The organism is Actinoplanes flavus, assembly GCF_017592555.1.
GTDB lineage: Bacteria > Actinomycetota > Actinomycetes > Mycobacteriales > Micromonosporaceae > Actinoplanes > Actinoplanes flavus.
Genome location: NZ_JAGFNS010000006.1, coordinates 171554 through 186367, shown reverse-complemented (window position 1 = coordinate 186367; position 14814 = coordinate 171554). Strand labels below are relative to the sequence as shown.

General features: G+C 72.1%; 14 protein-coding genes. 8 read left to right on the top strand and 6 right to left on the bottom strand.

The features are described from left to right. The first annotated feature begins 43 nt into the window (after positions 1-43). Genes J5X75_RS11240 through J5X75_RS11230 form a run of 3 tightly spaced genes read left to right on the top strand, consistent with a single transcriptional unit; the run spans position 44 to position 3233 of the window. On the top strand, positions 44-280 hold the full coding sequence (locus J5X75_RS11240; protein ID WP_208467284.1) for a hypothetical protein: 237 nt from the start codon (positions 44-46) through the stop codon (positions 278-280). 22 nt (positions 281-302) lie between these two features. Beyond that, entirely contained in the window at positions 303-1331 is a 1029-nt protein-coding gene (locus J5X75_RS11235; RefSeq protein WP_307798024.1) for a LacI family DNA-binding transcriptional regulator, read from the top strand. 60 nt (positions 1332-1391) lie between these two features. Next, entirely contained in the window at positions 1392-3233 is a 1842-nt protein-coding gene (locus J5X75_RS11230; RefSeq protein WP_208467282.1) for an RICIN domain-containing protein, read from the top strand. A 178-nt stretch (positions 3234-3411) separates the two neighbouring features. Here J5X75_RS11230 and J5X75_RS11225 read toward each other — a convergent pair whose 3' ends face one another. Beyond that, complete coding sequence (locus J5X75_RS11225; protein WP_208467281.1) at positions 3412-4947, bottom strand: hypothetical protein; 1536 nt, start codon at positions 4945-4947, stop codon at positions 3412-3414. A gap of 60 nt (positions 4948-5007) precedes the next feature. Here J5X75_RS11225 and J5X75_RS11220 point away from each other — a divergent pair, with 60 nt between their 5' ends. Together J5X75_RS11220 and J5X75_RS11215 are read left to right on the top strand one after the other, a co-directional pair. After that, the gene (locus J5X75_RS11220; protein WP_208467280.1) at positions 5008-5532 is read left to right on the top strand and encodes an acyl-CoA thioesterase; all 525 of its coding nucleotides are present in this window, start codon (positions 5008-5010) and stop codon (positions 5530-5532) included. A gap of 20 nt (positions 5533-5552) precedes the next feature. Further along, positions 5553-7511: an acetoacetate--CoA ligase gene (locus J5X75_RS11215; protein WP_208467279.1), complete on the top strand. Its 1959-nt coding sequence runs from the start codon at positions 5553-5555 to the stop codon at positions 7509-7511. Here J5X75_RS11215 and J5X75_RS11210 read toward each other — a convergent pair. Beyond that, positions 7492-8217: a TIGR03089 family protein gene (locus J5X75_RS11210; RefSeq protein ID WP_208467278.1), complete on the bottom strand. Its 726-nt coding sequence runs from the start codon at positions 8215-8217 to the stop codon at positions 7492-7494. The two genes, J5X75_RS11215 and J5X75_RS11210, sit on opposite strands and share 20 nt — an antisense overlap. Before the next feature lie 177 nt (positions 8218-8394). Between J5X75_RS11210 and J5X75_RS11205 the strand changes: the two genes are divergently transcribed. Beyond that, positions 8395-9540: a glycosyltransferase family 4 protein gene (locus J5X75_RS11205; protein ID WP_208467277.1), complete on the top strand. Its 1146-nt coding sequence runs from the start codon at positions 8395-8397 to the stop codon at positions 9538-9540. A 40-nt stretch (positions 9541-9580) separates the two neighbouring features. Further along, positions 9581-10678 (top strand): mannose-1-phosphate guanylyltransferase, encoded by a 1098-nt coding sequence (locus tag J5X75_RS11200; protein ID WP_208467420.1) that lies wholly within the window; start codon positions 9581-9583, stop codon positions 10676-10678. 1 nt (position 10679) lies between these two features. Here J5X75_RS11200 and J5X75_RS11195 read toward each other — a convergent pair whose 3' ends face one another. The 4 genes from J5X75_RS11195 to cofD are packed head-to-tail and all read right to left on the bottom strand — an operon-like array spanning position 10680 to position 13771. Further along, on the bottom strand, positions 10680-11234 hold the full coding sequence (locus J5X75_RS11195; RefSeq protein ID WP_208467276.1) for a DUF4232 domain-containing protein: 555 nt from the start codon (positions 11232-11234) through the stop codon (positions 10680-10682). A gap of 22 nt (positions 11235-11256) precedes the next feature. Then, complete coding sequence (locus J5X75_RS11190) at positions 11257-11814, bottom strand: NUDIX hydrolase (RefSeq protein ID WP_208467275.1); 558 nt, start codon at positions 11812-11814, stop codon at positions 11257-11259. Further along, the gene (locus tag J5X75_RS11185; RefSeq protein ID WP_208467274.1) at positions 11811-12818 is read right to left on the bottom strand and encodes a coenzyme F420-0:L-glutamate ligase; all 1008 of its coding nucleotides are present in this window, start codon (positions 12816-12818) and stop codon (positions 11811-11813) included. Before J5X75_RS11185 ends, J5X75_RS11190 begins: the two co-directional genes overlap by 4 nt. Further along, positions 12815-13771, bottom strand: coding sequence for a 2-phospho-L-lactate transferase (gene cofD / locus J5X75_RS11180; RefSeq protein ID WP_208467273.1), 957 nt, complete (start codon positions 13769-13771; stop codon positions 12815-12817). The genes J5X75_RS11185 and cofD overlap by 4 nt, the downstream gene beginning before the upstream one ends. A 90-nt stretch (positions 13772-13861) precedes the next feature. On the opposite strand from cofD, the gene J5X75_RS11175 reads away from it, so the two are divergent. Continuing rightward, positions 13862-14746: a hypothetical protein gene (locus J5X75_RS11175; protein ID WP_208467272.1), complete on the top strand. Its 885-nt coding sequence runs from the start codon at positions 13862-13864 to the stop codon at positions 14744-14746. The last annotated feature ends 68 nt before the right edge of the window (positions 14747-14814 follow it).

Genomic DNA, 14814 nt, shown 5'->3' with positions numbered 1-14814 from the left:
ATCCCGATGCGGCCCGGAGTTCGGCGTTCCTACCGTCGAGGGCATGAAGTTGCTGTTCAAGATGCTCGGCGTGATCGCCGCGACGTTGCTCGTCGCGCAGGCGGTGGCCACGCCGTTCGTCCTCGACCTGACCGATCCGGCCACCTACAGCGGTCACTGGGGCGGCCCGAGCCTCGTCGGCGTGCTCGCCCTGCGCATCGGCGCCGGCGTGCTGGCCGGGATGTATCTCTACGGAACGGTGGCCCGGTCGTATCCTCGCCGCCATGAAACAGGGCGATGAAACAAGAGCGACCGTACGCGATGTGGCCGCTCGCACCGGCCTGTCCATCGCCACCGTCTCGCGGGTGCTGAACGGGCGGGCCAACGTCGCCCCGGCCACCCGGGAGAGGGTGCTCGCGACCATCGCCGAACTGGGCCGTGGCGCACCCCGGCGGCGTGGGGAACGTGCCACCGGGATCTACGTCCGCTGCCCGTACGTGCTCACCGACTACTTCGGGCTGATCGTCTCCGCGGTGGCCGAGGCCCTGGAGCCGCACGGTCTCCAGGTGATCCTGAACGCGGGGGTGGCGGCCCAGCGCGACCACGTGCTCACCGCTCTGACCGGCCGGCGTGACGTGGCCGGCGCCGTGCTCATCCTGCCGCCCGAGCCGGGCGCCGAACTGGCCCGGCTCCGGGATCGCGGCTTCCCCTTCGTGGTGCTGGATCCGCGTACCCCGCCGCCCCGGAATCTCGCCGCGGTCTCGGCCGCGCACTTCTCCGGCGCCCGGCAGCTCGCCGCCCACCTGATCGGGCTCGGGCACCGCCGGATCGGGATCATCGGCGGGCCCCGCGACTGGCTGGCCGGCGAGAACCGGTTCGCCGGCTATCTGTCCCCGCTGGCCGACGCCGGTGTGCTGCCCGCGCCGGAGCTGACCCGGTTCGTCGCCGAGCCCACCAGCGAGCTGGGCCACCGGGCCGCCGCCGAGCTGCTGGACCTGCCGGAACGGCCGACGGCGCTGCTCGCCTTCAACGACAAGATCGCGATCGGGGCGCTGCGGGCGGCCGCCGAGCGTGGGTTGCGGGTGCCGGCGGATCTGTCGGTGGCCGGGTTCGACGACATCGAGCTGGGGCGGGCGTGCCGGCCGATGCTGACCACGGTCCGGCAGCCGCTCGAGGAGATGGGGCGGATGGCCGTACATCTGCTGTTGCGGATGTTGGGTGGGCACCGCCTGGACGCGCTGCACGTGGAGCTGGCCACCGAACTCGTGATCCGCGACTCCACCGGGCCGGTTCCTGACGTGTTTCATGGTTCCGGAACCGGCGTACCCCGATCCGGAACCCCATCTCATTGACCCTTCCGAATTAATAGAGGTTTCCTTCCTGTTACCTTCCCCCACGGAACAGGAGTCCTCATGCGCGTGCGAAGTGCGCTGCTCATCGCGGCTCTCGGCGCCACGGTGATCGCGACCCCCGCCTACGCCGCCGGCGAGACGGTGAACGTCTACCTCACCACCACCTCGGACAGCGCCGGCCGCGTCGTCACCCGCGGCCTCCAGCAGCAGGCCGCCATCGCGTTCGGCCCGGCCGGCGGCAGCGCGAACCAGACCATCACGATCGACGAGGGCACCACCTACCAGACCTTCGAGGGCGGCGGCGCGTCGATCACCGACACCACCGCCTACCTGCTGCGCGGCGGCCCGGTCAGCGCGGCCACCCGGGACGCCGTGATGACGAAGCTGTTCAGCCCGACCCAGGGCATCGGGCTCTCCTTCGTCCGCAACCCGATCGGCGCCTCCGACCTGTCCCGGCCCGGCAACGTCTCCCTCGACGACACCTGCTGCGACCTCAACGACTTCAACACCAACGGGTACGACACGAACGTCCGCCTGCTCACGCAGCAGGCGAAGCAACTGAACCCGGCACTGCGCGTCAAGGGCGTCCCGTGGAGCGCGCCCGGCTGGATGAAGGACAACGGCCGGATGGACCAGATGGGCTGGCTCAAGTGGGAGTACTACCCCACGTACGCCCAGTACCTGGTCAAGTACATCCAGAGCTACCAGGCGGCCGGAGTGCCGGTCAACTACATCTCGGTGCAGAACGAGCCGAACTGCTGCCAGGCCGCGAACCCGACGGCGATGAACTACCCGGGCATGAGCTGGAACCCGTCCGGCCTGGTCGAGTTCACGAAGAACCACGTCTACCCGGCGTTCCGCGCGGCCGGCATCACCACGAAGGTGCTGATCCACGACTGGAACTACGGCGACTACGCGAACTTCGGGGCGGCCATCCTCGCCGACTCCGGGGTACGCAACGATCCGCTCTTCGGTGGCATCGCCTGGCACGGCTACTTCGGCGACCCGGCGGTCGGCACCCAGGTCCACGACCAGTTCCCGGCGGTGAAGCAGTTCAGCACCGAGCACTCCGGCGGCACCTGGATCACCAACCAGCACAACGAGGACCTGGCCGACATCGTCAACTACGCCCGGAACTACAGCAGCAGCCTCGTCAAGTGGAGTCTCGCGCTGAACCAGAACATGGGACCGCACAACGGCGGCTGCGGCACCTGCACCGGGCTGATCACCGTGCAGGAGGGCGGATCGCGGGCCGGGCAGGTCGACTACACCGTCGAGTACTACACGACCGGGCACCTCACCAAGTTCGTCAAGCCGGGCGCCGTACGGATCGCGTCGAACAACACCGCCGTGCAGAACGTGGCGTGGCGCAACCCGGACGGCGGCAAGGCCCTGATCGCGCACAACGGTGGCACGAGCAGCCAGTCGGTGCGGGTGAACTGGGGCGGACAATCCTTCGTCTACACGCTCCCGGCGCGTACCACCGCGACCTTCACCTGGTCCGGAACCGCGTCCCAGACGCCCGGCGGAACCATCACCGGGCTCGGCGGCAAATGCGTCGACGTGGCCGGCGCCGCCACCGCCAACGGCACCGCGATCCAGCTCTACGGCTGCAACGGCACCGCCGCCCAGCAGTGGTCCCGGCCGGGTGACGGCACGCTGCGCTCGCTCGGCAAGTGCCTGGACATCAGCGGGCCGAGCAACGCCGACGGCACCGTCGCGCACCTCTGGGACTGCCACACCGGCACCTCGCAGAAGTGGACCCTGGACAGTTCGCAACGGCTGGTCAACACGTACTCCGGCAAGTGCCTGGACGTCACCGGCAACACCTCCGCCGACGGCACCCGCCTCCAGATCTGGACCTGCACCACCGGCGCCAACCAGAGGTGGACCCTCAACTGACCCACCGGGAGCGCGTACGTCGTCGCCTGGCTGCTGTGTCGCCGTGGCCCGGCCGCGGCGAGACGATGCAGGTCGCGATCGTGGGGGGGCCGGCCCCCCCCGCGCGTGGGGGGGGGGGGGGGGGCTCCCGGCCCGCCCCCCCCCGGGGGGGGGGGGCCCCCCCCCCCCCCCGCTCGGCTCAGGACTCGATCTCCGGGGGTTGCCGCTGGGCGGGGATCAGCGCGGTCGGCTCGGTGGGCAGCCGCAGCGGCTCGGTCACATCGCCGGGCGGCGTCACCAGCCCGTGCGGGCGGGTCGGCTCGTCGCCGTTCGTTTCGCTCTTTGCGGTTTCCGTGCTCTTCGCGGCTTCCACGGCGAGTCCGTGTGGGCGGGTCGGCTCGTCGCCGTTCGTTTCGCTCGTCGCGGTTTCCGTGCTCTTCGCGGCTTCTACCGCGAGTCCGTGTGGGCGGGTCGGCTCGTCGCCGTTCGCCTCGCTCTTCGCGGTTTCCGTGCTCTTCGCGGCTTCTACCGCGAGTCCGTGTGGGCGGGTCGGCTCGTCGCCGTTCGCCTCGCTCTTCGCGGTGTCCACCGCGAGTCCGTGCGGAAGGGTCCGGTCGTCGGATTCGGCCTTCGCGGCGGGCTCGGCCGCCGGCATCACCATGGGACGTGTCACGTCCGGGTCGGCCTCGGTCTCCGGCTGCGCGGTCGTCGCGATCGACAACGGCCGGGTACGGTCGTCGGCCGCCCGTTGCAGCACGAACGTCTCGTCGTCCTTCTCGATCTCGCCAGGCGTCCCGCCGTCCGGGGCGGCCGCGGTCGTCTCCGCGGAAGCGGCCTTGGCAGCCGGCGCGGACGTCGCAGCGACCGCTGGCTCCGCGGCCGGGTGAACCGTGGCGGCCGGCTGCGCGGGGGAGCCGAGGACGGTGGTCGGCTCGGCCTCCGGCACCCGGATCGCGACGGTCGGCTCCGAGGCGGTGGCGGCCGGGCCCGCTGGAGTGGCCAGCGGCGTGGGAGTGGCTTGCGGCGCTGGAGTGGCCTGCGGCGCTGGAGTGGCCAGCGGCGCTGGAGTGGCCAGCGGCGCTGGAGTGGCCAGCGGCGCTGGAGTGTTCAGCGACGTCGGAGTGGCAAGCGGCGCCTGAGCGGCCGGGGGCGCTGGAGTGGCGGCGGGGACCGCCGGCATGGTGACGGTGCGGTCGGCGGCGGTCACGACCTCGGTGGGGTCGGCCGGCGTGCCGACCCGGATCACCGTGGTCTCGGCGATGGAGACCGGGATGCCGGCCACCTTCGCGGCGCCCCGGAAGCGGCCGATCTCGCCGATGATCGGCAGGACCGGCGGCTCGTAGCGGGACCAGCGGCGGGCGCTCAGCGCGGTCCCGAGCAGCGGCACGGCGAGGAGGGCGGCCAGACCGTAACCGGGCCGGCTCAGGTCGAAGCCCTCCTTGGAGACCTCCGGCGCCCACAGCGCCGCGTAGGCCGCCGGCGACTGCCACGCCCAGATCGTCACGCCCAGGTAGGTGGCGCCGGCCAGGACCGGGCCGGCCGGGGAGACCGGGGCGAACGCCAGGATGGCGAAGAGGATGCCGGCGAAGATCAGCAGCAGCAGACCGGAGATCGACTCGGCCGCGAACAGCTCGCGCCCTCGGCTGCTCAGGTCGTGTGTGAAACCGACGCCGGACAGCACCCAGATGCTGGGGGCCAGCACGAGCGCGTAGAAGATCGACCTGAGGTGGCGCATGATCCGGCACGGTACCCGGGCGCGGCAAGGAACCGCGAACGCCGCCGTAACGTACCGGCCATGGAAGAACAGCTCTCCGGACGGCCGACGGCGCTCTCCCGGGTCACCCTGAGCCGGATCATGACGGCGGTCGACGTGAACCTCTACGGCACCGTGCACGGCGGCGTACTGATGAAGTTCGTGGACGACGTGGCGGGCGCGGCCGCGGCGCGGCACAGCGGGGGCACCGCGGTGACCGCGGCGATCGACGAGATCGTCTTCCTGGAGCCGGTCCGGGTGGGTGATCTCGTGCACGCGTACGCCCAGGTCAACTGGACCGGAACGTCGTCGATGGAGGTGGGCGTGAAGCTGGCCGCGGAACGCTGGGACGCGGTCGGCGCGGTTCCGCTGCCGGTGGCGACGGCCTACCTGGTGTTCGTGGCCGTGGACGCGGCCGGGCATCCGCGTTCGGTGCCGCCGGTGCTGCCCGACGACGACGCCGACAAGCGCCGGTTCACCGAGGCGATGATCCGCCGGGACCACCGCCTGGCCCGCCGGGCGGCGATCCAGAAGGCCCGCGCCGAGCACCGGCCGGGTACTGATTGATCCACCGTTAAGGTGTGGTGATGACGACAGGTGTGGTGACGGCCGGCACACTTCTCTGGGAGCCGCCGGCGGACATCCGGGAGACGTCCCGGATCGGGCGTTATCTGGAGTGGCTGGAGCGGGAGCGGGGCCTCTCGTTCGCCGACTACGCGGCACTGTGGGAGTGGTCCGTCACCGACCTGACCGCGTTCTGGGGCTCCATCTGGGAGTACTTCGAGGTGGTGGCGCACGAGCCGGCGACCGCGGTGCTGGACGGCACGGCCATGCCGGGCGCGCGCTGGTTCCCCGGCGCCACGCTCAACTACACCGAGAACGTGCTGCGGATGCCCGGGCGCGGCGAGGACGATCCGGTCGTCATCGCGTACTCCCAGAGCCGTGAGCCGGTCACCCTGACCGGCCGGAAGCTGCGCGAGGAGGTGCGGAGGGTCCGGGCCGGGCTGAAAGCCCGTGGGGTCGGCAAGGGTGACCGGGTCGCGGCCTATGCCCCGAACATCCCGGAGACCTACGTGCTGATGCTGGCGACCGCCAGCCTCGGCGCGGTCTTCTCGTCCTGCGCGCCGGAGTTCGGCGCCCGCAGCGTGATCGACCGCTGGAGCCAGATCGAGCCGAAGGTGCTGGTCGCGACGGACGGCTACCGGTACGGCGACAAGGACGTCGACCGCCGCCCGGAGATCGCCGCGATCCGGGCGGCGATTCCGTCGATCGAGCACGTCGTCACCATCGGATACCTCGGCGAGGGCGGCGACTGGGGTGATCTCGACGGCGACGACCCGCTGGAGTTCGAGCCGGTGCCGTTCGACCACCCGCTCTACGTGCTCTACAGTTCCGGCACCACCGGGCTGCCCAAGCCCATCGTGCACGGTCACGGCGGCATCCTCCTGGAGCACCTGAAGATCCTGGCGCTGCACCACGACCTGGGCCCGTCCGACCGGTTCTTCTGGTTCACCACCACCGGCTGGATGATGTGGAACTACCTGGCCAGCGGTCCGGCGGTGGGCGCGGCGATCGTGCTCTTCGACGGCAATCCGGGCTGGCCCTCGCTGGACACCCTGTGGGATCTGATCGACACCGCCGGGATCACCTATTTCGGCACGTCGGCGCCGTTCCTGATGGCCTGCCGCAAAGCCGGGATCACCCCGGGCAAGCGGCTCAAGGGGCTCGGCTCCACCGGGGCGCCGCTGCCGCCGGAGGGCTGGGGCTGGGTCTACGAGGCGGTCAGCCGGGAGGTGCAGCTGACCTCGCTGTCCGGCGGCACCGACGTGTGCACCGGCTTCGTCGGCGGGGCGCCGCTGCTGCCGGTACGAGCCGGTGTGATCACCTGCCGCAGCCTCGGCGCCCGGGTGGAGGCGTTCGACCCGGAGGGCAAGCCGGTCATCGGCGGCCTGGGCGAGCTGGTGATCACCGCGCCGATGCCGAGCATGCCGGTCGGGTTCTGGAACGACCCGGACGGCTCCCGCTACCGGGAGGCGTATTTCGACGTGTTCCCGGGCGTCTGGCGGCACGGCGACTGGATCACCATCGACCCGGACGGCAGCTGCGTGATCACCGGCCGGTCGGACGCCACCCTCAACCGGGGTGGCGTGCGCCTGGGCACCGCCGAGTTCTACTCGGTGGTGGAGAGCCTGCCGGAGATCGCCGACTCGCTGGTCGTACACCTGGACAAGCCCGGCGACCCGAACGGCGAGCTGCTGCTCTTCGTCGTGCTCGCCGAGGGGCTGGAGCTGGACGACGCCCTGCGCGGGCGGATCGCGCGGGAGCTGCGCGGGGCGCTGTCGCCCCGGCACGTGCCCGACGCCGCCTACCAGGTGCGTGCCCTGCCGCGCACCCTCTCCGGCAAGAAGCTGGAGGTGCCGGTCAAGCGGATCCTCACCGGCACCCCGGTGGAGTCGGCGGCGGCCAAGGGCGCCCTGGCCAACCCCGACTCGCTGACCGCCTTCGCCGACCTGGCCCGGGAGCGGATCAGGCCAGCGTCACGGTGACCTTCTCGGTGGCGGCCCGCGCCCCGGCCTTCGACGTGTCCAGGTTGGCGCAGAGGACGATCGAGGCGTCGGCCACCAGCGGGGCCAGCAGCCAGTCGGCCGGGTCGGGGTAGAGCGAGACGTCGATCAGCACCCGGTCGCCGGACGTGATGCCGAGTTCGGCGGCCCGGTCGGCGGCCATCCCGATCACCTCGTGGTGGCTCAGCTCGACCGGGCCGGCCAGGGCCCGGTCGGCCGGGGCGACCGGCGCGCCGCGGAAGTGGTCGCCGTGGTTGCGGACCTCGGTGACGTAGTCGGCGTACCCGGGCGGCGGGGTGCGCAGCGGCATGGCCAGCGGCAGCAGACCGGTGGCCCAGCGGTCGAGGGAGGTCCAGCTCGCGGCCCGGTCCACCAGGTCGGGAGTGGTGAAGAGCGCCTCCACCGGTTGCGGGTCGCCGCCCAGGTCGACGGCCAATCCGGCGGCCGACACGCCGAGCAGCAGCGCCGCGGTCTGCCAGTGCGGCGGCAGGAGCAGGGCCACCGCGTCGCCGTGACCCAGGCCGACCCCGTCGACCAGCAGGTTCGCGGTTTTCGACACCCAGTTGTCCAGGGTCGCCCCGGACAGCTCGGTGCGGTCGCCGGTGGCGTCGTCATACCAGGTCAGCAGCGGCGCGGCCGGATCGCGCCGGACCGCCTCCGTGAACGCCTGCGGGATCGTCGTTTTCATCACCACACACCTTACGACCCGCGCTCGCGCCGGCCGATTACGGTCCGTGATGCCCCGGATTGACTATGGCGATCGGCGGTGTCGTGGACACGTCCGCGACGCGTTCCAGGCGTACCCTCGAATCGTCGGTAGTTCCATCGCCGCATCGGTACGTCAGAGACGCCAAGGAGATGCCTCGTGACCCCCGGTCGCCCCCCGCGAGTGCTCGTCGACGCCACCAGTGTCCCCGCGGACCGGGGTGGTGTCGGCAGATATGTCGACGGTCTGCTCGGAGCGCTCGGCCAGGTCGGTTCCGACCGAGTGGACCTCGCCGTCGTGGCACAGCGTTCCGATGCGGAGCGTTACCGCCGGATGCTGCCCTCCGCCGAGGTGATCCCCGGCCCGGCCGCGATCGTGCACCGGCCGGCCCGTCTCGCCTGGGAGCAGACCGGTCTGCCGCTGCTCGCCCAGCAGGTCGGCGCCCAGGTGCTGCACTCGCCGTTCTACACCTGCCCGTTGCGTGCCGGCTGCCCGGTGACCGTGACGGTGCACGACGCGACGTTCTTCACCGAGCCGGAGCACTACGACAACACCAAGCGGACCTTCTTCCGCAGCGCGATCAAGACGTCGCTGCGCCGGGCCGCCCGGGTGATCGTGCCGAGCAAGGCCACCCGGGACGAGCTGATCCGCCTGCTGGACGCCGACCCGACCCGGATCGACGTGTCCTACCACGGCGTGGACCACGCGGCCTTCCACGCGCCGACCGACGACGAGAAGGCGCGGGTCCGGGCCCGGCTCGGCCTGGGCGACTCCGGCTATGTGGCGTTCCTGGGCGCCAAGGAGCCGCGGAAGAACGTGCCGAACCTGATCCGTGGCTGGGCCCGTGCGGTCGCCGACTGGCCCCACCCGCCGGCCCTGGTGCTCGCCGGCGGCCAGGGGCACGACGACGACATCGACCGTGCGGTGGCCGAGGTCCCGGCCCACCTGCGGCTGCTGCGACCAGGCTATCTGCGGTACGCGGACCTGCCCGGTTTCCTCGGCGGCGCCCTGGTGGCCTGCTATCCCTCCTTCGGGGAGGGGTTCGGCCTGCCGATCCTGGAGGCGATGGCCTGCGGCACGCCGGTGCTCACCACGCCCCGGCTGTCGCTTCCGGAGGTCGGCGGTGACGCTGTCGCCTATACGACCGAAGCGCCGGAGCGGATCGCCGAGGACCTCGCTGACCTGCTCCACGACGAGCAGCGTCGCCGGACGTTGGCGAAGGCGGGCTTCGACCGTGCGAAAGAGTTCACCTGGACGTCAAGTGCGGAGGTACACGTAACAACGTGGAATCGGGTTGCCGCTTGATCATCTACTAAACTCTCCGCGCATGAGCGACGAACAGGCTGTGTTGTACGGAGTGGTTCTTGCTGGCGGAACCGGAACCCGTCTCTGGCCACTGTCCCGCGCCGGTCATCCCAAGTTTCTGCACCCTCTGACCGGTACGGAGGCGTCCCTTCTCCAGGCGACGGTGGACCGGCTGGACAGTCTTGCCTCCCCCGATCGGGTCTTCGTGGTGACCGGTGTGGCGCACGCGGCCGCCGTCTCCCGGCAGCTGTCCGCCATGCCCGAGGACAACGTTCTGGTCGAGCCGTCCCCGCGGGACTCGTGTGCCGCGATCGCCCTGGCCGCCGCGGTCATCGCCCGCCGCGACCCGGAAGCGATCATGGGCTCCTTCGCGTCCGACCACCTGATCGCCGACAAGGAGGCGTTCTCCGACGTGATCCGGTCCGCGATGGCCGGCGCGCGGGAGGGTCTGCTGATGACCCTCGGGATCACGCCGACCCGCCCCGAGACCGGCTACGGCTACCTCCAGTGCGGCGGCCCGGTCGGCGACGGCCCGCTGCTCAAGGTCGAGGAGTTCAAGGAGAAGCCGACGTACGACGTGGCCGAGGGCTACGTGAAGTCCGGCAACTACCTGTGGAACGCCGGCATGTTCGTCTGGCGGGTCGAGTCCTTCCTGGCCGAGCTGCACCGGCAGCAGCCGCAGCTGGCCGCGGGCATCAGCCGGATCGCGCAGGCGTGGGGCACCGCCGAGCAGGAAGAGGTGATGGGCGACGTCTGGCCGACGCTGCCCAAGATCTCGGTGGACTACGCGGTGATGGAGGGCGCGGCCGCGGCCGGCCGGGTCGGCACCGTGCCCGGCGACTTCGGGTGGAACGACGTCGGCGACTTCCACACCCTCGGTGAGGTGCTCACCGCGGACCAGGCCGGCAACGTGGTGGTCGGGCATGACCTCGCCGAGCGGCACACCGTGCTGCTGCGCGAGACCGAGAGTCTGGTCGTGGTCCCGTCGTCGGGCCGTCTGGTGGCCGCCATGGGGGTCCGGGACCTGGTCATCGTGGACACGCCGGACGCCGTCCTGGTGTGCCCGCGGGAACGGGCGCAGGAGGTCAAGCACCTCGTCGACCAGCTCAAGGAGCTGGGCCAGCACGGCTACATCTAGGTCACCAGTCGAGGGCCCGGTCGCTGAACTGCTGTAGCGAGCCGATCCGGAGCTCGTTCATGGTGATGCCGTTGCGCCGCGAGGTGGGGAAGTCGGCAAGGACGGCCGCCGGGCCGTCCTTGCTCAGGCCCACGTCGTAGCGCAACACGCCGCCGGCGTGGCAGTCCGCCTCGGATCGGGTGCACGAGGTCCACCGGAGTCCGGCGTAGGCGCCCTGACGGGGCCGGACCACGAACTCCCGGCCCGGCGCCGGCTCGTCCAGCTTCGTGGTGGGGACCGGCAGCACCCGGCGGCCGGCGGTCACCAGGGTGACCGTCAGCCAGCCGTTCACGGTGCAGGCCCGGCCCGCGACGTTGACCAGGCTGACCAGGGCGATGCGTTCCAGGCTGGCGGTGGCCGGCTGGAGGGTGACCGTGGCCTCCAGATCGCTGGTCAGGCAGGCGGGAGCCGGCGCCTCGGCGGCTGCCGGGGCGGGCACCGAGCCGGGCTCGGCGCAGGCGGTCAGCGCCAGGACGGTGGCCAGGGCGGGGATGACCGGCCTCGAGGGGTTACGCATGTCTCCATCTCAGCGGCGCGCTTCACGTCAAACGGGCCAACGCGGGGGCGATCTGCTGGATCGTGCCGTCGGCCAGAGGTGACGGTAGAGCGTCGGGGCGGAACCACGCTAGATCTGACGACTCGTCACTTATCCGCTCGACCGCGCCGGCCGGGGCCCGCAGCAGGAATCGAACGTCGTAGTGGACCGACGGGGTGGCCGGCGCGCCCTCGTGGGAGCCGCACCGGACCTCGTGGATGTCGATGTCGATCGGCACCGGGTCGAGGACCAGACCGGCGATGCCGGACTCCTCGGTGGCCTCCCGGAACGCCGCGGCGGCCAGCGTCGGGTCGCCCTCCTCGCAGTGGCCGCCCAGCTGCATCCAGAGGCCCAGACGGCCGTGCAGGCAGAGCAGCACGCGCCGGGAGTCGTCGACGATCAGGGCGCTGGCGGTGACGTGGCCGGCCCGGTGGGCCCGGGTCATCGCGCCCGGGCCGTCGGCGAGCAGGTCGAGGGTGCGCTTGCGATTCGTCTCGGCGGCCTCGGACGGGGCGGTCCAGGTGGAGAGAACGTCCACGGCGTCCTCGTACAGGTCGGTCATGCCGGCACTCCGAAGGTCAGGGTGACGCCGTCGTCGTCGATCACCAGGTCGGTGGGGACGTCCTCGGCCAGCAGGGCGGCACGCAGGCGCTGAGCGTCGGCGCCCACCCGGATCAGGGCGGCCGGGCCGGTCCCGGCGGGACGCAGGCGGATCCCGGCCGCCACCTGCTCGACGTCGGCGGCGACCAGGGCGACGGCCCGGCGGACGGCCTCCGGGTCGGGCGTGGCGCCGGTTGTGGGGACGGAGCCGGAAGCGGCCTCCCGCAGACCCAGGGCGCGGGCCTCCGCCGTACCCCATCGGAACATGTCGCCCGCGGAATCGCGGACCAGGACCGACGCGCCCGCGCCGTCGCCGGTGGTGTGGCGCGGGTAACCGCGCACCACGGCGACCGGAACCTGGTCGCATTTGCCCTTGACCAGCTCGGCGGCCGCGGACAGCTCGTCGACCACGGCCATCTGGGTGAGGCTCAGCTCGTTGCCGTACGGGTCGAACTCGCCGCGATGGTCGCGCAGCGCCTCGATGCCGGCCGCGCCGAGAGCCACGTCGGTGAGGCCGTTGCGCCAGGCCCGGCCCATCGTGTCGGAGACGACGATCGCCACGTCCAGGCCACGGGCCAGGAAGTCGGCGCGCAACCGGCGGGCCGAGGCGTCCGGATCGCGGGGCAGCAGCACGAGATGTGTCTTGTCGACGTTGGAGGCGTCGATGCCGGCGGCGGCCATCACGAAACCGTGGTGGGTCTCGACGATGGTGGTGTTGCCGCGGCGGGCCACCACCCGGGCGGTCTCCCCGGCCAGCACCCGCTGCCGGGCCTCCTCGCGTTCGGGCCCGTCGGCCGGGACCTCGACCAGGCGGCCCTCCGCCTTCGACACGATCTTGCTGGTCACCACGAGGACGTCACCGTCGGCGAGCCACGGGGCGGCCCCGGTGATCAGCTCGGCGAGGTCGTCGCCGGCGGTCACGTCGCCGATGCCGCGGACCGGGAGGATCTCCAGGCCGTCGCTCACGCCACACCGCCCAGCTCCAGGGCGTCCTGCACCATCCGGGCGGTGGCCACCTCGTCGCGCATCCACAGCGGCACGGCCCGGGTGCGCACGCCCGGCACGTCGGCGCCGGCGTCCGACTCGTCGACCAGCCAGCCGTCCAGCAGGCCGCCGTCGGCGCGGGGACCGTACATCCGGCCGACCGCGTCGGCGCTCACCTCGACCTCCAGGGTGGCCAGGCACTTGTCGGCCATGCCCCGGACCGGCGCGCCACCGATGATCGGCGACACCCCGACGACCGGCGCCGGGCCGTTCGCCACGGCCTCCTTCAGATGGGGTACGGCGAGGATCGGCGCGATGCTGACCACCGGATTGCTGGGCGCGATCAGCACCACGTCGGCGGCCGTGATCGCGTCGAGCACCCCGGCGGCCGGTTTCGCCGACTCGGCGCCGCGGAAGACGAACTGGTGTGTCGGCAGCTCACCGCGGTAGCGCACCCACCACTCCTGGAAGTGGATCGCCTTCCGCGCGCCGTCGATCTCCACGACCACGTGCGTCTCCAGCCGGTCGTCCGAGGCCGGCAGCACGGTGATGCCCGGCTGCCAGCGCTCGCACAGCGCCGCGGTGACCGCGGAGAGCGGGTAACCGGCGTTCAGCATGGTGGTGCGCACCAGATGGGTGGCGGTGTCCTTGTCACCGAGGCCGAACCAGGACGGCTCCACCCCGTACTTCGCCAGCTCCTCCTTGACCACCCAGGTCTCGCCGACCCGGCCCCAGCCGCGCTCCGGGTCGGCGGCGCCGCCCAGCGTGTACATGACGCTGTCCAGGTCGGGACAGATCTGGAGGCCGTGCATGCGCACGTCGTCGCCGACGTTGACGACCGCCGTGACGTCGGCGCCGATGGCGCGGGCGTGCGCGCGCACGCCGAGAAGGAAACGGGCACCGCCGATGCCCCCGGTCAGGACCACGATCCGCATTCCCTCATCCTCCCGCACACGCGTCATCCCATCGGGTGGCGGGTATCGGTTTACTCTGAGCCGACCTCGATCCACGTACCGGGAGCAATCGTGACCACACCTCCGCAGCCGGGACCGGCCGGCGAGAAGCCCATCGGGCAGTTCCTCCGGCCCGTGCGCGACCTGGCGGCGTACGCCCTCGTCGGCGCCCCCGCAGTGTTCCTGTTCGTGGCGTTCCTGGGCATGTTCGGCGACGACTTCATCGCCGGCACCCGGTACAGCTTCGGCGGCTTCGTGAACCTGGAGACGGTGTTCTTCCCCCTCGCGGCGGTGCTCCTCGCGACCGGTGTCAAGCCGCTCCACCCGCAGGCCCGGCTGATCACCGTGATCGCGGGCGTCGAGTACGTGGTGGCGGCCGTCTTCGGGACGGTCTTCGGCATCCTCTTCGGGGTGAGCGGGCTCGCCAGCCTGGACGCCGGAACCGCCTTCACGGCGCTGCTCTACCGGGTCACCTACCTCGGGCTGCTCGGTGTCGCGGGGTACGCGGTGCTGCGCCTCTGGCAGGGCCTCTACTACGTGCCGAAGCCCCAGCCGCAGCCCGGTGTCTACGGGCAGCCGTACGGCCAGCCCTACAGCGCCTACCCGCCGCCCGGTTACGGCCACGGCCAGTACCCGGCGGGTCAGCCCGGCCCGCCGCCGCCCGGCTGGGGCCAGCCCCCGGTGAGCGGCGCCCCGGTGCCCCCGCCCGGCTGGGGCCAGCCGACCCCTCCGCCGCCTCCGGGCTGGGGTCAGCCCCCGGTGAGCGGCGTCCCCACCCCGCCGCCTCCGGTGCCCCCGTTCGCCGAGCCGACCCAGGCCGTGCCGCCGCCGGCGCCGTTCGCCGAACCCACCCAGGCGGTGCCGCCGCCCGCCCCGGCCGCGCCCGATCACACCGAGGTGCTGCCGGAGAACCGTCCCGGCTTCGGCCCGGCTGACCAGGATCCGCCCCGGCAGTGACTTTGTTCCCGGTCCGGGGGTGTTTCACGACACGCTCCGGTCCGGGAGCAGCGGCGGCGGGCGACACG